Below are 18,838 nucleotides of genomic sequence, written 5' to 3'. Positions count from 1 at the left end.
TGGGAAGGGCTGGACGTGAAGCAGACCGCTACGGCCATGCGCTGCTCGGAAGGCAGCGTGAAAACCCATCTGTCGCGCGCGCTGGCGGCATTGAAGACACAACTCGCGGAGGATTGGCCATGACCGGCACCGAACACGACAGCTTGATACGCGACATCCGGCAGGTGCTGGATGCCAATCCACCCGATGCCGACAGCCGCAGGGCACTGCAGCTGGCCCGGGCCAAGGCGCTGACACCGGAAGCAAAGCGCGCATGGCGCCTGCCCTGGCTCGAAGTTGCCGTCAGCGCGTCGCTGGTTGCGGTACTGGCCGTCACGCTTCCCCGTCCGCCGGCGGCGGTGAAGGCACCGCAACCGGTTGCCGCTGCCGGGAAACCCGCTCCGGCCGCAACGGCAACGGCAACGGCGGCGAAGCCGGCCGTGAAGGCCGCGCCGGAAACCGCCGCAGCTGATGCCGATCTGCTGGAGAACCTCGAACTGTATGAAGATGCCGAATTCTACCAATGGCTGTCCGAACAGGACGGTGAAGGAGTCCACGATGCGTAATTATATTTTTTCGCTGCTATTCATTCTTGCTGCCGGCTCTGGCATGGCACAGGCCACCGAGGGCGCGATTGCCTGGAACAGCCTGAGCCCGGCCGAACAGCAGACCCTGCAACCGATGAAGGAAAAGTGGGCCGCGATGCCGCCGGAACGGCAAGCCCGCCTGCGCGAGAATGCCAAGCGCTGGTCGGCGATGACGCCGGAGCAGCAGAACCGCATCAAACAGAACCGTGAACGCTGGCAGGCGATGACACCGCAGCAGCGGCAAAAGATGCAGCAGCGTCAGCAGCGCTTCCGGGAAATGACGCCGGAACAGCGCCAGCGCATGAAGAAAGCCTTCACGCGTTACCGCGAGATGGATCCGGAACAGCAACAGGCACTGCGCGAGAAGTTCCGCAGCATGACGCCGGAACAGCGCCGCGAACTGCGCGAACGCCGCCGCCGGGTGGATTGATCACCCGCCGTGCAGACGTTTGCCCAGAGTGACGATGCCGATGCTGATCAGAATCAGCATCATGGCGGTGATGGTGTGTGAATTGACCGGCTCATCCAGCAGCAGTGCGCCGAGCAGCAGCGCAATCGGCGGATTGACATAGGCATAGCTGGTGGCCAGCGCCGGGCGGACATGTTTGATCAGCCAGACGAACGCCGAATAGCCGATGACCGAACCGAACAGCGCCAGATACAGCATGGCGGCGGTGGCTTCGGTTCCGGGCACCTGGGTGAAACGCTCGCCGATGCCGAAACCGATGGCCAGCGAGATGACACTGCCGAACGCCATCTGCCAGGCCGACAGCACCAGAGAGTCCGGCAGATCGCGGCCCTTGCTCCACATCGAACCCCAGGCCCAGCCCAGCGGCGCGGCAATCACGCACAGCAGTCCGACCGTGGATACCCGCAGCTCGCTGCCCAGATTCAGCCAGACCACGCCGAGAAAGCCGAGCACCAGACCCGTCCACTCGATCCGGTTCGGATGATATCCGCGCAGCGCGGCGAACAGGCCGGCCCACAGCGGCATGGCCGCGACGCCGATGGCGACTACGCCGCTGGAGACGGTCTGCTCGGCGACGTTGACGAACGCATTCGAAAGCACCGTCATCACCGTAGCCAGAATGACGATGGCCCGCCATTGGCCGCGCTTGGGCAGCGGCGCACGGCGCCACGCCAGCCACGCCAGCATAAGGCCGCCGGCAATGGCCATGCGCGTGCCGGTCAGCAGGAAGGGCGGGTAATCCGGCAGTGCCAGCTTGATGGCGAAATAGGTCGAGCCCCAGATCAGATAGACCGCAGTCAAGGCGGCGGCGACATGCGCCGGTTTCGGTGTGCTGCTCACTTTCCGGCCGCGCCGTTGCGTTCACGGCGCAGCAGATCTTCCTTCACAGGCAGGCCCCAACGGTAGCCCCCGAGGGAGCCATCGCCGCGGATGATGCGGTGACAGGGCACCAGCACCGCCACACGGTTGCCGGCGCAGGCCCGGGCGACCGCACGCGCGGCGCTGGGCATGGCCAGCCGTTCGGCCAGTTCGGCATAGGACAGCGTGCTGCCGCGCGGGATGGTCATCAGCGCCTGCCAGACCCGATGCTGGAAGGCGGTGCCGATCAGTTCGATCGGTGCAGCCGGGGTCTTGCCGGCCAGAGCCTCGGCCACCGAGCGGACCTTGACGGCGATGATGCCATCGTCATCCGGCACGTGATTGAGCACGGCGTTCGGAAACTCGGTGCGCAGTTCCGCCAGCAGATGCGCCGGATCCGCTGCCAGCGCGACCGCGCAGATGCCGCGTTCGGTCGCGGCAACCAAGGCTTTGCCGAGCACGGTGGGCGTGATGGTCCAGTGGATGGTCATGCCGGCACCGCCCTTGCGGTACACCGCCGGCAACATGCCGAGCTTGGCCGCGCCGTTTTCATAGACGCGTGAACTCGAACCGAAGCCGCTGTCGACCCAGGCCTGGGTCACGTCCGGGGCGTGCTTCAAATGCTGCTTGAGTGCGGCCACTTTACGTTGCGCCGCGTATTCAGCGGGACTCAGCCCGAAAGCCTGTTTGAAGCGTTTCTGCAGGTAGGCCGGACTCCAACCGACCTGTTCGGCCAGTTCGGGCAACGGGCATACGCCACTGTCCAAAAGACGTCGCGCGGTTTCCAACTTGTCATCGATTCGTGGTGTCATGCCGGCAGATTACCCCGGCGGCGGCCGGGGCGTTATCCGCATCCTGCACTACTGCGCCCAGATTTTGGCGGCCGGGGATTTCGGAAACACCTGGGTCAGCAGCGGCTTGCTGCCTTCCAGCAGGACGATGGCATCGGCCAGAATGGCGGCGGATTCGTTCAGCAGCGGATCCGGGCGCGCCTTGTCGGCATTTTCCTGGGCCACCTGTTCGCTGACCTTGCGCTCATTGGCCTGCAGACCGTCGTCGTTATCGTCCGGCCCGCCGGATTTCAGGCCCAGGGCTTTGCGTTCGGCCTCGCGGGCCTCACGCTTGGCTTTGAACGATGCCCGCTCATCCAAGCGTTCCTGCTCATTCAGGGATACCGTCTTCTTCGCGCGGTCGGCCTTGAAGCTGGCCACATCCTGCATCCACCAGGTGAACTCCTTGTCGCCGGCGATGCGCGCTTCATGGCGGCTGATCAGCTGCGGGTTGATGGTCTTGAACACCCCCAGGCGGTTGTAGCTGGCCGCCGGAATTTCGGTGTACGGCAGGGCATTGTCGAAAGTGCTTTCGCCGTATTCGCCGGCGTCGACGGTGACCGGGAACGGCACATCCGGGCTCACCGCCGCATTCTGCGTGGTACCGCCGTTGATGCGGAAGAACTGGGCCGTGGTCATGTGCAGATCACCGAGCTTGAAATCCTTGGTGCGCTTGTAGCGGTCGAACGGAATGACGCTCTGCACGGTGCCTTTGCCGAAGGTCGGCTCGCCGATGATCAGACCGCGGCCGTAATCCTGGATGGCGGCGGCGAAGATTTCCGAAGCCGATGCCGACGAACGGTTGACCAGAACCGCCAGCGGGCCGGACCAGGCCACGCCGGGTTCGGTGTCGCCGCCGACTTCGATGTCGCCGTTGCTGCTGCGCACCTGCACCACCGGGCCGGTATCGATGAACAGGCCGGTCAGTTCGATGGCTTCCGGCAAGGCGCCGCCGCCGTTGCTGCGCAGATCCATGACCACGCCATCGACCTTCTCGGCCTTGAGCTCGGTCAGCAGTTTGCGCACGTCGGAGGTCGCCGAACGGACATCGGGATCGCCGCGGCGGGCCGCTTCGAAATCGAGATAGAACGCCGGCAGCTCGATCACGCCGATGCGCTTGCCGCCGCTTTCGATGATCTTCTTGCTGGCCGCCTGTTCCTCGAGCTTGATTTTGTCGCGCACCACGCGCACGATCTGGCGCGTACCGTCGGCGCCTTCGTCGCCGGACTGCACTTCCAGGCGAACCACGGTGCCTTTGGCACCGCGGACCTTGGCCACGACATCGTCGATGGACCAATCAACCACATCGACCATCGGGCCGCTGTCGCCCTGGCCGACCGCGAGGATGCGGTCGCCGGCCTTGATCTTCCCGGTTTTTTCGGCCGGACTGCCCGGCATGATGGTGCGGAACAGCACGAAACCGTCCTGCTGCTGCAGCACCGCGCCGACGCCTTCCAGCGACAGCTTCATGGTCATCTCGAAGTTTTCCGCGCTGCGCGGCGAGAAGTAGGCCGTGTGCGGGTCGATGGAATTGCCGTAGGCGTTCATGAAGTTCTCGAACACGTCATCGCCGTCGAGCTGGTGGATGCGTCGCGAAAGATCGCTGTAGCGCTTGTCCAGGGTGGTGCGGATTTCCGGCATGCTGCGGCCGGCCAGCTTCAGGCGCAGCACATCGTTCTTGACCGACTGGCGCCAGAGCTCGTCGAGCTCCTTGCTGTTCGCAGCCCAGGGCGCATCCTCGCGGTCGTAGTGGTAGGACTCCTTCGCGGTAAAGTCGAAGTCCTGCTTGAGCAGGTTGCGGGCATAAGCGATGCGCTCGTCCACGCGCGCCAGATAGACCTTGAAGATGGTGAACGGCGGGGTGAAATCCTTGGCCTTGACGGCATCGTCCAGCGTGGTTTCCAGCGGCTTGAACGCGGCGATGTCGCTGGCCAGGAAGAACATCCGGTTGCCGTCGAGGGATTCCAGGTACTTGGCGTGCATCTTGCGCGACAGCGCATCATCCAGCGGCAGCGGACGGTAGCTGTAATCGCTTCCCGACAGATGCAGATACATCAGGGTACCGGCCATGGCCTGGGCCTCGGTCGGCGCCAGTTCCGCTTTTGCGGCGGGGGCTTTGCCCTGTGTCGCGGCATAGGCGATAGCCAAGGGAAGCAGTGCCGCGATTGCCAGAACGATCCGTTTTTTCATGGGTTGCCTCGTAAGTTACCGCCATTGTGCGCACAGGGCGCGGGGGAAAGCATGGGCCATTGGTTGGGTCAGGCGCCGATGAAGCCGGCATCCATCGCCATGCGGTCGGCGTGGTAGCTGGAACGCACCATCGGTCCTGATGCGACATGGGTGAAGCCCAATTGGTTCCCGTAAGCTTCGATTTCGGCGAATTCTTCCGGGGTCCAGTAACGCATGACCGGGTGATGGTGCGGGGTCGGCTGCAGGTACTGGCCGACGGTGATCATGTCGACGTCATGCGCACGCAGGTCGCGCAGGGTCTGCTGGACCTGGTCCATGGTCTCGCCCAGGCCGAGCATGATGCCGGATTTGGTCGGGACGCCCGGGTTGGCGGCCTTGAACTGTTTCAGCAGGGTCAGCGACCACTGGTAATCGGCGCCGGGGCGCACGTTCGGATACAGATCCGGCACGGTTTCCAGATTGTGGTTGAACACATCCGGCGGCGACTGGTTGAGCAGCTCCAGCGCGCGCTCCATGCGGCCCTTGCCGCGGAAGTCCGGAGTCAGGATTTCGATCTTGATGCCCGGACTGAAACGGCGGACCTCGTCGATGCAGCGAGTGAAATGTTCGGCGCCGCCATCGCGCAGATCGTCACGGTCGACCGAGGTGATCACCACGTAACGCAGCTTCATGTCGGCGATGGTTTTGGCCAGATTCAGCGGTTCGGACGCATCCGGCGGCTTCGGCCGGCCGTGCGCCACATCGCAGAAGCTGCAGCGGCGGGTGCAGACCTCGCCCAGGATCATGAACGTGGCGGTGCCATGGCTGAAGCATTCGTGGATGTTCGGGCAGCTGGCCTCTTCGCAGACGGTGACCAGACGGTTTTCGCGCAGCTGCGATTTCAGCTTGGCCACGGCGTTGCCGGAAGGAATCCGCACGCGGATCCAGCTCGGCTTGCGCAACACCGGCGCTTCGGCGAAGTTCACCGGACTGCGTGCGATCTTGCTTTCGCCCAGCTGCTTGACCCCGGCCTCGAGGCTGGCGATGGTCTGCGCGGCGATGGTTTTATCCTTGGACATTACGCACTCACGTTTCGGAAAGGAGGGCCGGCGGCAGCGCATCGGCCCAGACCGGGGTCAAGCCCAGCTGCCGCGAAAGCTGCGCCACCAGCACGGGCTCGACTTCGGCCAGGCCCGCGGCAGGATTCAATTCTACCATCTGCGTCACTTCCAGACCGGCATAGCCGCAGGGGTTGATGCCGTGGAACGGCGCCAGGTCCATGGCGATATTGAAGGCCAGGCCGTGCAGACTGCAGCCGTGCTTTACGCGCAGGCCGAGCGCGGCGATCTTGGCACCGCCGACATACACCCCAGGCGCCCCGGCGCGCCGCTCGGCGGCGATGTCCCAGTGCGCGAGGGTATCGATCAGGGCCTGCTCGATGCGGGTGACCAACTCCCGGATGCCAAGGCCCAAACGCCGGAGATTGACCAGCGGATACGCCACTATCTGGCCGGGGCCGTGATAAGTGACCTGCCCGCCGCGGTTGCAGCGGATGACCGGAATATCACCCGGCAAGAGCACATGTTCGGGCTTGCCGGCTTGGCCCAGGGTATACACCGGCGTGTGCTGAAGCAACCAGAGTTCATCACGGCCATCGGCATCGCCGCGGTCGGCGGTATGTCGCTCCTGCGCGGCCCAGACCGGCGCGTAAGGCTGGACCCCGAGCCGGCGGATCTGCCAGACCGGGTTTACAGCGTCCACTTGATCTCGGGATGGGCGCGCAGGGCGTTGTGCGCCGCTTCATAATCGGCGCGCGTTTCGGCTTTGAACTGCAGGCTGACCGAAACGAAGCGGCCGGCGCTGGAGGCCCGGCTGGACACGGTTTCATGCAGCACGGTCAGGCCGGCCTGCTCCAGTTCATGCGGAACGGCGGTTTCCAGATGGGCGGCGGCGCTGCCCAGGGCGGTGATTTCGAACACCCCGGGGAACGAAAAGCCTTTTTCAGGGGTTTTTTCGGTCGTCATGCTGCCATTATCGGGGCAATCCGGGCAAAACCCAAGGCCGGACCGCCCCGATAATGCCTTTTGGCACATTTTATTAACGCGCTTTCACGTAAAATCGGAATGTTATCCACCAAAGGTCCGTTCCCATGTTGAAAACCCCCGTTACCCTCGCCATCGCCCTGGCGCTGGCCACCGCCAGCCTCGGCCTTCCGGCCGAACCGGCACAGGCCGCAGCCACCAAGGAATCCGCGCAAGCCATGAATCCGTTCTTCCAGCCCAGCCCCCTGCCACTGCAATATCCGCAGTTCGATAAAATCAAGGACAGCGATTTCGCCCCGGCATTCGACCGCGGCATGGCCGACAACATCCGTGAAATCGATGCGATCGCCAACAATCCGGCCGCGCCGACTTTCGACAACACCATTCTGGCCATGGAACGCTCCGGACAGCTGCTGCGCCGTGCGCTGGTGGTGTTCTTCAACCTGACCGGCGCCAACACCAATGATGCACTCGACAAGCTCGATGCCGAATACTCGCCGAAGCTGGCCGCGCATAACGACAGCGTGTACCTGAATGCCAAACTGTTCGAGCGCATCAAGACCCTGTACAACAGCCGCGACAAACTGGGCCTCGACGCCCAGGGCGTGCGTCTGGTCGAGCGCTACTACACCGATTTCGTGCGTTCCGGCGCCAACCTGACCGAGGCGCAGAAGACCCGGGTCAAGGCCATCAATTCCGAAATGGCCACGCTGACCACCAAATTCAGCCAGAACGTGCAGGACGAAGTGAACGATTCCGCCGTCATCGTCAGCGACCGCGCCGAACTGGCCGGCCTGAGCGACCAGCAGATCGCCGCCCTGGCCGAGTCGGCCAAGGACAAGGGCTTTCCGGGCAAGTACCGCATCGCCCTGCTGAATACCACCATCCAGCCCCTGCTGCCGCAGCTCGACAACCGCGCCCTGCGCGAACGCATCCACAAGGCTTCGGTGTCCCGCGGCAGCCGCGGCAACCAGTGGGACAACCGCGCGGTGGTTTCCAAGGTCGCCAAACTGCGTGCCGAACGCGCCGCCATCATGGGCTACCCGAACTACGCCGCATTCGGTCTGGCCGAAGAAACCGCGAAGAACCCGGAAGCGGTCAACCGCATGCTGGAACAGCTGGCACCGCCGGCCGTGGCCAACGCCCGCAAGGAAGGCGCAGTGCTGCAGGCGATGATCGATTCCGAACAGAAAGCCAAAGGCCAGCCGAGCTTCAAACTGGAACCCTGGGACTGGGCCTATTACACCGACAAGGTGCGCAAGGCCCAGTACAGCTACGATGAAGCCGAACTCAAGCCGTATCTGGAAGTGAACAACGTGCTTGAAAACGGCATCTTCTATGCGGTCAAGCGCCTGTACGGCGTGACCTTCAAGCGCCGCACCGATCTTCCGGTGTACCAGGAAGACGTACAGGTGTACGAGGCCTTCAACGAAGACGGCTCGCAGCTGGCCTTCGTCATCGTCGATCCGTACGCGCGTTCGTCCAAACGCGGCGGCGCCTGGATGAGCTCCTACGTCGACCAGTCGGCGCTGATGGGCACCAAGCCGGTCGTGGCCTTCCATCTGAACGTGACCAAACCGGCCGCCGGCAATCCGGCGCTGATGACCTGGGACGACGCCAACACCGCGTTCCATGAGTTCGGCCACGTGCTGCACGGCATGTTCTCGGACGTGAAGTACCCGTACTTCAGCGGCACCAACGTGCCACGCGACTTCGTCGAATTCCCGTCGCAGGTCAACGAAATGTGGTCCGACTGGCCGGAAATCCTGGCCAACTACGCCAAGCACTGGAAGACCGGCGAGCCGATGCCGAAAGCGCTGCTCGACAAGGTGCTGTCGGCCTCGAAGTTCAACCAGGGCTTCACCACCACCGCCTATCTCGGCGCCGCCATGCTCGATCAGAAATGGCATCAGGTTTCCGCCGACAAGCTTCCGGACGCCGACGGCGTACTGGCCTACGAGGCCAAGGCGCTCAAGGATGTCGGCCTGGATTACGCCGCCGTGCCGCCGCGCTACCGCACCACCTACTTCGGCCACATCATGGGCGGATACGCTGCCGGCTACTACGCCTACATCTGGTCGGAAGTGCTCGATGCCGACACCGTGGAGTGGATCAAGAACCACGGCGGCCTGACCCGCGCCAACGGCGACCGCTTCCGCGCCAAGCTGCTGTCGCAGGGCGGCAGCAAGGATGCGCTGCAGCTGTTCCGCGATTTCGCCGAGCAGGAGCCGGACATCAAACCGTTGCTGGAACGCCGCGGCCTGACGACGCAGCCGTAACTGGAAAAGGCCGGAGAAATCCGGCCTTTTTTATTGCTTAACTAGACGAAGAGTTCTCAATGGCCACGATTGATAATGACAAACTCGCTGTTTTGATAGATGCGGACAACGCGCCGTCTTCGATCATTCATGAGCTGCTTGCGGAAGTATCAAGATATGGAACCGCAAGCATTAAACGCGCCTATGGCGACTGGACCACTTCGAACCTTAAAAACTGGAAGGATGTTCTGCACAAAATGGCTATCCAGCCGATACAGCAGTTCAGTTACACCAGTGGCAAGAATTCAACAGACTCCGCACTAATAATCGACGCAATGGATCTTCTGCACTCAGGAAATCTCGACGGCTTTTGCATCGTGAGCTCGGACAGCGACTTCACGCGCCTTGCCACGAGAATTCGCGAAGACGGACTCCTAGTCTATGGCTTCGGCGAAAGGAAAACTCCGGATCCTTTCGTTGCAGCATGTGACAAATTTATTTTCGTTGAAATCCTGAAACCTGAGGGCTCTGGAGAAACTAAAAGCGAAAATAGTCTTGATAAAATTGAACCTTTTGAACCAATGGTTCGCAACGCAATTAATGCTACGGCAAAAGATAACGGATGGGCTGCTCTATCCGCCATTGGCTCTATGCTGGTCAAAAACAGCCCTTCATTCGATCCAAGAAACTATGGTTGCCAGAAGCTCGGCGAATTGATTCGCAAACAAAATTACCTGGAAGTCAAAGAGACACCAGTCGGTGATGGCTCATCAAATGTGCATATCCACATTCGCCTTAAAACGTCCATAAAAAAGAATACGTCCAAATAATATAATAACGTGACAATTCCCACAAAAAAACCGGCTTTCGCCGGTTTTTTTTGTTTCGAACGCATGGGAATTACAGGTTATCCCACCACATCAGGAAACCGTCCCACAGACGTCCGAAGAAGCCGGCTTCGGCCACAGCGGTTTTGGCGACCAGCGGCGCTTCCGCCACCACTTTGCCGTCCAGGCTGATTTTCAGCGTACCGACTTTCTGGCCGGCGGCCAGCGGCGCGATGACATGCTTGGGCAGGTCGATGTTGGCTTTCAGGGCATCGAACTTGCCGCGCGGCAAGGATACGCTGAACGGCATGGCGACCGAAATCGCAACGGCGTTCTCGGCACCCTTCCAGACGCGCGGCGAAGCGATGACTTTATCCGGCGTGTACAGCGTGCGGGTTTCATAGAAGCGGAAGCCCCAGTTCAGCAGCGCCAGATTGCCGTTCTCGCGCAGGTCGAAACCCTGCTTCTGCGAATCGGTCTGGATGCCGAGAACGACCGACACCAGACGCTGTTCACCGCGCTTGGCCGAGGCCAGCAGGCAGTAACCGGCGGTCGAGGTGTGGCCGGTCTTGATGCCATCGACCGAGGCGTCCTTCCACAGCAATCCGTTGCGGTTGTGCTGGCGGATGCCGTTGACCGTGTATTCCTTGATCTTGTTGTAGGCGTAGGTTTCCGGGAAATCGCGGATCATCGCACGGCCCATCAGCGCCAGATCGCGCGCGGTCGAATAATGGTTCGGATCCGAAAGGCCGTGCGGGTTGGCGAAGTGGGTGTTGTTCATGCCGATCTTCTTGGCATAGGTGTTCATCAATTCCACGAAGGCCGTTTCCGAACCGGCCACATGCTCGGCCAGCGCGATCGCGGCGTCGTTGCCGGACTGGATGACCATGCCGCGCTCAAGTTCATCGAGGCTGACCGTGCTGCCCAGCGGCAGGAAGCTGGTGGAACCGTCGGTACCGCCGCCGCCGCCGCGCCAGGCGTTTTCGCTGATCAACACCTGATCGGTGCGTTTGATTTTACCGGCCTTCATTTCGGCGGCGACCACATAGGAGGTCATCACCTTGGTGATGCTGGCCGGCTCGATGCGGGTATCGGGGTTGGCACCGGCCAGAACCTGGCCATTGCTGAAGTCCATCAACAGCCAAGCGGCGGCGCCGACCGGCGCCGGTGCGGCCGGAATCTGCACGGAACTGGCCGGGGCCGCATTCGGCACCGGAACGGATTGCGCGACGGCCACGGCCATGACGCACAGCGCGGCACTGGCCGCAAGAGAACGGGGGAATCGCATGGAAGCTCCAAAGGGGGTTACTGCCCCGCCATTTTAAGCCTATTCGGGCCCGACACGAACCCCTTGCAGACCGATTTCCTGCAATAACTGCTGGATTCTCTCGATTTCCAGACTGTTCAGGGGGCCGATACGGACCCGCCAGACCGGACCCTGCTCGGTCCGGGCCTTCTGGATGAAAACGGCATCGATGTCCCGGTCACGCAGACGCTCCTTGAGCGCCTTGGCATTGTCTTCGCCGGCGAAGGAGCCGACCTGCAGGTAACGCCTGTCGCTTTCCGGCGTTTCCGCAACCGCGACCGGAGCCAGGTCTTCAAGACTGCTGACGGCTTCGACCTCGACCTTGGCGGTACCGAGACGGTTGATGCCGAGCTTGCTGGCGGCGGCGAAGCTCAGGTCGATGATGCGGCCGTCGTGGAACGGTCCACGGTCGTTGACGCGCACAATCACCGACTGCCCGGTATCCAGACGCGTCACCCGGACGAAGCTCGGGATCGGCAGGGTCTTGTGCGCGGCGCTGAACTGGCACATGTCGTAGATTTCACCGCTGGAGGTGCTGCGTCCGTGGAATTTGGTGCCGTACCAGGACGCGACGCCGCGCTCCTTGTAGCCTTCCGCGGAGTCGCGTACGTAATAGTTGCGGCCCAACACCTTGTAGGGCGACCGGTTGCCGGCTTTTGATTTCGGTTCGATGCGCGGCACCGGTTCTTTCAGCAGACTGACATCGAGTTCGCCGTCCGGGTGCGCATCGGCAACGCCGGGGGCGTAGAGCCCGCCTTTGGTGTAGTTGCGCTCATCATGCTGCATGACCTGACGGCACACGCGCGCGTTGTTGCGTTCTGCCTCACCGACGCTTTCCGGCGCGGCCGATGCGTGGTCGTGCGCCGGCGTCTGCGGCACCGATGGCGCCCTTACGGGCGCTTCCGGGCGCGGCGGCGCGCTGCTGCAGGCGGCGAGCATCAACGCCAGCAATGGCGCGAACCGCAGCGCCGTCATTGCGCGGGCGGCGCTTGGGCGGCGGAAGAATCCTCGGGCGCACCATAGGCGCGCTGCGCGATTTCCTGCGACAGCTGCCAGACCGCCATGGCATACATCGGTGATCGGTTGTAACGGGTGATCACCCAGAAGTTCTTGAAGCCGATCCAGTGTTCCGTACCCTGTGCGCCTTCAAGCGTCAGCAGCGTGGCCGGAAGATTTTCCACGGGCCGGTTCGGCACGTAGCCTTTCGCGGCCAGATCCGCGAGCGCGATGTTGGCTTCCCAGTTTTCGGGTTTGAACGGCAGTGCCGACGGCGCCGCCGAAGCGCGCACGAATACCGGCTTTCCGGTCTGCCAGCCGAAGCCGTTGAAATAATTGGCGATGGACGCGAACGCATCTTTCTTCGAACCGAACAGGTCGCGGCGGCCGTCACCGTCGCCGTCCACCGCATATTTGCGGTAGCTCGAGGGCATGAACTGGCCGAGGCCCATGGCGCCGGCATAACTGCCTTTCAGGGCATGGATATCGAAACCCTCTTCCCGCGCGAGCGCGAACAGCTGACCGAGCTCATCGGTAAAAAAGGCCGAACGCGCCGGATTGGCTTTGCCGTTGATGACCGGATAATGGAAGGCCAGGGTATACAGGGCGTCCAGCACATTATGGCTGCCCATGTTGCCGCCCCAGCCGGTTTCGACGCCCATGATGGCCAGAATGATTTCAGCGGGTACGCCGCTCTTGGCGGCAACATCTTCAACGCTGACGCGATTATCGGCGAAATAGGTGCGGCCCTGCTGGATCCGGCCATCGGTCAGGAAAATGGGGCGGTACTGCGCCCAGGTCCGGGTGGATTCCGCCGGCCGCGCCATGGCATTGACGATCGATTGCCGGTAAACCGCCTGTGACAGCGTGTTACGGACGTCATTCGCGGGGATGCCGTATTTCTTCGCGGTATCGGCAATGAACTGTTCCTTGCGGGTTTGCAGATCGGCGCTTACGGGTTCGCTGTCGGCCGGCGGCGGAGTCAGCGGTGCGGGCACCGGAAGCGGCGCCGTCGGTGCCTGTTTGACCGGTGTTCCGGTACAGCTGGCCAGTGCCAGGGTCAGCACCAGCATCGGAATTTTTTTCATGGCCCGCATCCTTGTTTGCTTATCCGCATGAATTCAAATTACCACAGTTCATTTGCCGCCGGAATGCCGCGGCGTCGGTCAGAGCACCTCGGGATCCAGGTCGCGGCAGAGCGGATCAAGCGCGGCGAAACGGGCCAGCGGCGCATCCTTGGTCGGCAGCTCCCAGGCGATGAAATAATGCGCGGCGGCGATTTTTCCCTGCAGCAGGGACAAGCGCGGACCGCGCGCGCCGGACAGGGCGCGCGATGCGGTCAGTGCCTGGTCGAGCCACAGCCAGGCCACCACGGCATGCCCCATCGCATCCAGCAACAGATAGGCATTGGCCAGCGCCAGATCCATGTCGGTACGGGCGGCATTGCCGGCGGCCTGAATGGCCGGCACCAGATTCGCCCAGCGCGGCGCGAGGGCTTCGGCCAGCGGTGCCAGTGCGGCATCGGCCCGTGCCGCAGCGAGCGTGGCCTCAACACGCGCGGTCAGCTGCGCGAACGCACGGCCGCCGTCGGCCAGCAGTTTCCGGCCGAGCAGATCCATGGCCTGGATGCCGTTGGTGCCTTCGTGGATGGCGTTGATCCGGTTTTCGCGCCATAGCCGTTCAACCGGAAAATCGCGCGTGTAACCGGCACCGCCATGCACCTGGATGGCGATGGAATTGGCTTCCAGCGCATAATCCGACGGCCAGGCCTTCACCATCGGCGTCAACAGATCGACCAGGGCCTGTGCCTCGGCGGAGCCGGTCTTGGCATCGTCGATCAGGCGTGCGGCATACAGGCAAAGTGCCAGCGAACCTTCGACATAACTCTTGGCACGCAGAAGCATGCGCCGTACATCGGCGTGTTCGATGATCGGAATCATCGGCGATGCGGCATCGCGCTCGCCGACCGCACGTCCCTGGCGGCGCTCTTTGGCATACGCCAGGGCCGCGCGGTAACCGGCATAGCCGCCCATGGCCGCGCCGATGCCGACACCGATACGGGCTTCATTCATCATCACGAACATGCCGCGCAGGCCGTCGTGCGGCGCGCCGACCAGCTCACCGATGCAGGGCTCGTTTTCACCGAGACCGAGCAGGCAGTTGACCTGGCCGTGCGTACCGAGCTTATGGTTCAGCCCGAGCAGGGTCACGCCGTTGCGTTGGCCGGCATTGCCGTCGGCATCGACATGCCGGCGCGGCACGATGAACAGCGAAATGCCCTTGCTGCCGGCGGGACCGCCCGGGATCTTGGCCAACACAAGATGCACGATATTCTCGGAAATCTCGTGGTCGCCGCTGCTGATCCACATCTTGCTGCCGCGCAGGGCATAGCGTCCGTCGGCAAGCGGCTCGGCGACGGTGCGGATGTCGGCCAGACTGGAGCCGGCCTGCGGTTCCGACAGACACATGGTGCCGTACCAGCGGCCTTCAACCATGGGCGGGAGATAACGGCGCTTCTGATCTTCGCTGCCGACTTCACGGATCAGATTGGCCGCGGCCTGAGTCAGGAAGGCGTAGCCGTTGGTGGCCACATTGGCACAGGAAAAAATACCGCCGAGACTGGCGACCAGCGTGTAAGGCAGGCCGAGACCGCCATCCTCCAGCGGCGCCTCCATGCCGAAAAAACCGGCGTCGCGGTAGGCGGCCAGGGCCTGCGCGATTTCCGGCATCAGCTCCACGCGGCCGTCCCGGAACTGCGGGGGATTGGCGTCGGATTTTGCCGCATGCGACAGGAACTCGGATTCCGCCAGCGTCAGCGCCGCATCCAGCATGGCCTGCATGCTGTCGGCATCGGCATGCCCGAACTCCGGCAGGGCGGAAAGGGTTTCGGCGTGCAGCCAGTCGAACAGCAGGAAGTGGAGATCATCACGCGTTGGCAGCATCGGGGTTCATCCGTAATGGGAGGTCATGGAGTGCGGTGAAACGGAACACAATGGCATGGATCAGTCGCCCAGGTATTTTCGGTGCGCAAAGGCCGACATGATCAGCCCGAAGCCGGCCAGCAGGGAAACCGCAGATGTGCCGCCGTAACTGATCAGCGGCATCGGCACGCCGACCACCGGAAGGAAACCGGCCACCATGCCGCCGTTGACCACGATGTAGATGAAGAAGGTCAGCGCAAGCGCACCCGCCAGCAGGCGCGAATAGGTGTCCTTGGACTGCATCGCCATCCACATGCAGCGCGCGATGACGAAGAAGTACAGTGCCATCACCAGCAGCACGCCGAGCCAGCCCCATTCTTCGGAAAATACCGAGAACGCGAAATCGGTGGTGTGCTCGGGAAGGAAGTCGAGCGCGGCCTGGGTGCTTTCGCCCCAACCCTTGCCGCTGAAACCGCCGGAGCCGATGGCGATTTTGGATTGGATGATGTTCCAGCCGGCGCCCTGCGGGGCGCTTTCCGGATTCAGGAACACCATGATGCGGTCTTTCTGATACGGCATCAGGAACTGATAGCCGATGGGTACGGCCGCCGCCACGGCACCGATGGCAACCAGGATCCGCCGCCATTGCAGACCGGCGAGAAACAAGGCGAATCCGCCGGAAGCCGCGACCAGCATGCCGGTACCGAAGTCGGGCTGCTTGATGATCAGCAGCACCGGCACGCCGACGATGAGTGCGCTCACCGCCAATGTCTTCCAGCCCGGAGGCAGGGTTTCACGGTGCAGATACCAGGCCAGCATCATCGGAACGCTCAATTTCAGCAGCTCGCCCGGCTGCAGATAGAACACGCCGAGATCAAGCCAGAGATTGGCGCTTCGTCCGCTGCCGAACAGGAACACCAAGGGCATCAGCGACAGCGTGCCGGCATAAATCCAAGGCGTCCAGGCCCGCAGTGTCGCCGGCGGCGTATTGGCCAGCAGCAACAGCGCCGCGGAACCCAGTACGAAACGGGCGCCCTGCGCAAGAACGGCATGCAGGGCATCGTCACCGGCACTGGACTGCACCAGCAGACTGACCGTCATCAGGCCGGCCAGTGCCGCCATCAGCGGTGCATCGACGCGTGACAGCAGACGGGCGATGAAATCGCGGAATCCGGACAGCAGTTCAATCATTCGGGTTCTCCGTGGCCGCAACCACTGGCGGCGGCGCGGCCGGTGGCGGCAACAGATAGGCATCCATCATTTTGCGTGCGATCGGGCCGGCCGTGCTGGCACCGTAGCCGCCGTGTTCGACCACCACCACCACCGCGATTTTCGGATCCTCGGCCGGTGCATAACCGATGAACAGGGCTTGATGGCGCAGATGCAGGGGCAGACTCCGGGGATCCATGCTGACGCTTCCGCGACGGCTGATTTTCTGGACGGTGCCGGTTTTCCCGGCAATCCGGTACGGGGAGCCGAGCCCGATCGCCCAGCCGGTTCCGCGCCGGGTCTGCATGGTGGCTTCCATGCCGGTGCGGATGGCCTGCAATTGCGCCGGGGTGGCGCCGATCGAGGTGGTTTTCGGCGCCGGCAGCCGCTGCCAGGGCTGGTTCAGACCGGTGCGGGTTTCATGGACCAGACGCAACGGAATCCGGCGTCCGCCATTGGCCAGACTGGCGGTACCCTGTGCCAGCTGCAGCGGCGTCACCACCCAGTACCCCTGGCCGATGCCGGCAATCACCGTTTCACCGAGATACCAAGGCTGTTTGAAGCGCTTGCGTTTCCATTCCGGCGACGGCAGCGTGCCCGCGACCTCGCCGATCAGATCGATGCCGGTCGGCTGACCGAAACCGTAGCGGCGCATGTAGGCATCGAACTTGACGATGCCCATGTCCATGGCCAGCTTGTAGTAATAGGTGTTCACCGATTCGGCGATGGACGTGTACAGGTTGACCGTGCCGTGGCCGCCGGCATGCGCATCCCGGTAACCGCGGCGCTGGCCGGGAATGAAGAATTCGCCGCTGGAATAAACGGTATCCTCCGGTTTGCGCAGGCCCGACTCGAGACCGGCCAATGCCACAAACGGCTTAATGGTCGAGCCCGGCGGTGTTCCGCCGCGGACGTTGCGGTTGAACAGCGGCTGCGACGGATCGGTCGACAGTGCGGCGTAGTCAACGCTCGAAATGCCGTTGACGAAAAGATTGGTGTTGAACGACGGCAGGCTGACCATGGCCAGCACCTCGCCGGTAGCGGGATCGACCGCGACCGCCGATCCGGTCAGTTCGCCGAACGCGGCCACCGTCGCCTTCTGCAGATCGACATCGATGCTGAGCTTCAGATCGGTGCCGGCCTGCGAGCTGTGCCGTTTGAGCACGCCGAGCGAACGGCCGCGCGCATTGGTCTCGACCTCTTCGTAGCCGATGGTGCCGCGCAGCTGCTCTTCATAGGAACGTTCAAGACCGGTCTTGCCGGTATGGGTCAGCACCGAATAGCGCTCGTCGCCCATCGCCTTCAGATCGGCTTCATCGAGCCGCGCGACATAACCGATGACGTGCGCGAACAGGTCATCGTACAGATAACGGCGTGTCAGGTACGGCACCACTTCCACGCCGGGAAACCGGAAGCGATTCACCGAGAACTTGGCAACCTCGTCCTCACTCAGACGCAGCTTGACCGTGATCGGCAGGAACTTCCGCGAACTGTCCATGGCCCGGCGGAACCGGCGCAGATCGTCTTTCGACAGCACCACCAGTTTACCGAGCTGCTGCAGCGTGGCGTCGATGTCATCCACCTGTTCCGGCGTCAACTCGAGCCGGTAGGCGGAAATGTTGTCGGTCAGCAGGCGGCCTTTGCGGTCGTAAATGAGTCCGCGCGCAGGCATGGTCGGTTTGAGACGGACGCGGTTGCTGTCGGCCTGCTCGCGGTATTCGTCGAAGCGAAGGACCTGCAGGTTGAAATAACCGAACAGCAGCGCCGCCATGACCACCGCCACCGACAGCATGGCGACGAATGCCCGTTGCCGGAAAAGTTCGGCCTCGAAATAGGTGTTCTTGATCTTCGCCGCCATGCTCAGCGGCCGCGGTTCTGAAGACGCAGGTTGTCCATCAGCATGTACAGCCAGGGCCAGATCAGGAATGCCAGAATAGGCGATCCCCAGATTTCGGCCTGGGTCATCGGCAGACCCTGCGACAGGCGCATCAACCAGAGCACGGCCAGATCGGCGTACAGCATCAGCATCAGAAAGCCGGATTGCTGCCAAGCTGGGTAGAAACGGAACCGGCTGCGCATCAGGTGCAGAACACCGGCCATCAGCACCAGACGGAAGGCATGTTCACCGAGCAGTGAAAAGCCGGCGAGATCGAGCACGAGTCCGAGCAGGAAAATCCGGCCAAGCCCCATTTTCTGGGGCGTTTCCAGAACCCAAAAGGCCACGACCAACATGATCAGGAAAGGGCGGAGTGCCGACAGCCAGTCCGGAAACGGCAGCAGCATGAACAGCAGCGCCGCCATGACCACCGCCACCGACAGCATGGCGACGAATGCCCGTTGCCGGAAAAGTTCGGCCTCGAAATAGGTGTTCTTGATCTTCGCCGCCA

Annotated in this window: 18 protein-coding genes; 5 read left to right on the top strand and 13 right to left on the bottom strand. The window is 62.7% G+C overall.

Annotated elements, in window-relative coordinates; all coding sequences use genetic code 11:
• The 3 genes from Q0W88_RS07085 to Q0W88_RS07075 form a co-directional block, all read left to right on the top strand.
• The coding region (locus Q0W88_RS07085) for a sigma factor-like helix-turn-helix DNA-binding protein (RefSeq protein ID WP_297801572.1) at nt 1–123 on the top strand (123 nt) is incomplete at its 5' end.
• A complete protein-coding gene (locus Q0W88_RS07080; RefSeq protein ID WP_297801566.1) occupies nt 120–545 on the top strand; it encodes a hypothetical protein in 426 nt (141 codons plus the stop codon). The genes Q0W88_RS07085 and Q0W88_RS07080, both read left to right, overlap by 4 nt.
• A complete protein-coding gene (locus Q0W88_RS07075; RefSeq protein WP_297801563.1) occupies nt 538–996 on the top strand; it encodes a DUF3106 domain-containing protein in 459 nt (152 codons plus the stop codon). The genes Q0W88_RS07080 and Q0W88_RS07075 overlap by 8 nt, the downstream gene beginning before the upstream one ends.
• On the opposite strand, the gene yedA is transcribed toward Q0W88_RS07075, so the two are convergent.
• The 6 genes from yedA to Q0W88_RS07045 form a co-directional block, all read right to left on the bottom strand.
• Nucleotides 997–1,875 carry a drug/metabolite exporter YedA gene (gene yedA / locus Q0W88_RS07070; RefSeq protein WP_297801560.1) on the bottom strand — a complete coding sequence of 293 codons (879 nt, stop codon included), beginning with the start codon at nt 1,873–1,875 and terminating at the stop codon, nt 997–999. It abuts the gene before it with no gap.
• A complete protein-coding gene (locus Q0W88_RS07065) occupies nt 1,872–2,705 on the bottom strand; it encodes a methylated-DNA--[protein]-cysteine S-methyltransferase (protein WP_297801557.1) in 834 nt (277 codons plus the stop codon). Before Q0W88_RS07065 ends, yedA begins: the two co-directional genes overlap by 4 nt.
• 48 nt (nt 2,706–2,753) lie before the next feature.
• Nucleotides 2,754–4,913: a carboxy terminal-processing peptidase gene (locus Q0W88_RS07060; protein ID WP_297801554.1), complete on the bottom strand. Its 2,160-nt coding sequence runs from the start codon at nt 4,911–4,913 to the stop codon at nt 2,754–2,756.
• A gap of 68 nt (nt 4,914–4,981) precedes the next feature.
• Nucleotides 4,982–5,971, bottom strand: a complete 990-nt coding sequence (lipA, locus tag Q0W88_RS07055; protein WP_297801552.1) for a lipoyl synthase — start codon at nt 5,969–5,971, stop codon at nt 4,982–4,984.
• Nucleotides 5,972–5,978: 7 nt separating this feature from the next.
• A complete protein-coding gene (lipB, locus tag Q0W88_RS07050) occupies nt 5,979–6,653 on the bottom strand; it encodes a lipoyl(octanoyl) transferase LipB (protein WP_297801550.1) in 675 nt (224 codons plus the stop codon).
• Complete coding sequence (locus Q0W88_RS07045; protein ID WP_297801547.1) at nt 6,641–6,916, bottom strand: DUF493 family protein; 276 nt, start codon at nt 6,914–6,916, stop codon at nt 6,641–6,643. Before Q0W88_RS07045 ends, lipB begins: the two co-directional genes overlap by 13 nt.
• A gap of 125 nt (nt 6,917–7,041) precedes the next feature.
• On the opposite strand from Q0W88_RS07045, the gene Q0W88_RS07040 reads away from it, so the two are divergent.
• Entirely contained in the window at nt 7,042–9,213 is a 2,172-nt protein-coding gene (locus Q0W88_RS07040) for a M3 family metallopeptidase (protein WP_297801544.1), read from the top strand.
• 59 nt (nt 9,214–9,272) lie between these two features.
• Entirely contained in the window at nt 9,273–10,022 is a 750-nt protein-coding gene (locus Q0W88_RS07035; RefSeq protein ID WP_297801541.1) for an NYN domain-containing protein, read from the top strand.
• A 70-nt stretch (nt 10,023–10,092) separates the two neighbouring features.
• On the opposite strand, the gene Q0W88_RS07030 is transcribed toward Q0W88_RS07035, so the two are convergent.
• From Q0W88_RS07030 to mreD, 7 genes are all read right to left on the bottom strand, one after another.
• Nucleotides 10,093–11,307 (bottom strand): D-alanyl-D-alanine carboxypeptidase family protein, encoded by a 1,215-nt coding sequence (locus Q0W88_RS07030; RefSeq protein ID WP_297801538.1) that lies wholly within the window; start codon nt 11,305–11,307, stop codon nt 10,093–10,095.
• Between the two features lie 39 nt (nt 11,308–11,346).
• Nucleotides 11,347–12,300 carry a septal ring lytic transglycosylase RlpA family protein gene (locus Q0W88_RS07025; protein WP_297801535.1) on the bottom strand — a complete coding sequence of 318 codons (954 nt, stop codon included), beginning with the start codon at nt 12,298–12,300 and terminating at the stop codon, nt 11,347–11,349.
• A complete protein-coding gene (gene mltB / locus Q0W88_RS07020; protein ID WP_297801532.1) occupies nt 12,297–13,409 on the bottom strand; it encodes a lytic murein transglycosylase B in 1,113 nt (370 codons plus the stop codon). The genes Q0W88_RS07025 and mltB overlap by 4 nt, the downstream gene beginning before the upstream one ends.
• 78 nt (nt 13,410–13,487) lie before the next feature.
• Nucleotides 13,488–15,263, bottom strand: coding sequence for an acyl-CoA dehydrogenase (locus Q0W88_RS07015; RefSeq protein WP_297801530.1), 1,776 nt, complete (start codon nt 15,261–15,263; stop codon nt 13,488–13,490).
• A 60-nt stretch (nt 15,264–15,323) separates the two neighbouring features.
• A complete protein-coding gene (gene rodA, locus Q0W88_RS07010; RefSeq protein WP_297801569.1) occupies nt 15,324–16,364 on the bottom strand; it encodes a rod shape-determining protein RodA in 1,041 nt (346 codons plus the stop codon).
• 61 nt (nt 16,365–16,425) lie between these two features.
• Nucleotides 16,426–18,309: a penicillin-binding protein 2 gene (gene mrdA, locus Q0W88_RS07005; RefSeq protein WP_297801528.1), complete on the bottom strand. Its 1,884-nt coding sequence runs from the start codon at nt 18,307–18,309 to the stop codon at nt 16,426–16,428.
• 2 nt (nt 18,310–18,311) lie between these two features.
• Nucleotides 18,312–18,838 (bottom strand): rod shape-determining protein MreD (mreD, locus tag Q0W88_RS07000; RefSeq protein ID WP_297801526.1); only part of this gene is annotated, 527 nt, incomplete at its 5' end.

The organism is Arenimonas sp. GDDSR-1, from assembly GCF_025980345.1.
In the GTDB taxonomy this organism is placed as follows: domain Bacteria; phylum Pseudomonadota; class Gammaproteobacteria; order Xanthomonadales; family Xanthomonadaceae; genus Arenimonas.
This window is presented reverse-complemented; position numbering and strand designations above follow the sequence as displayed.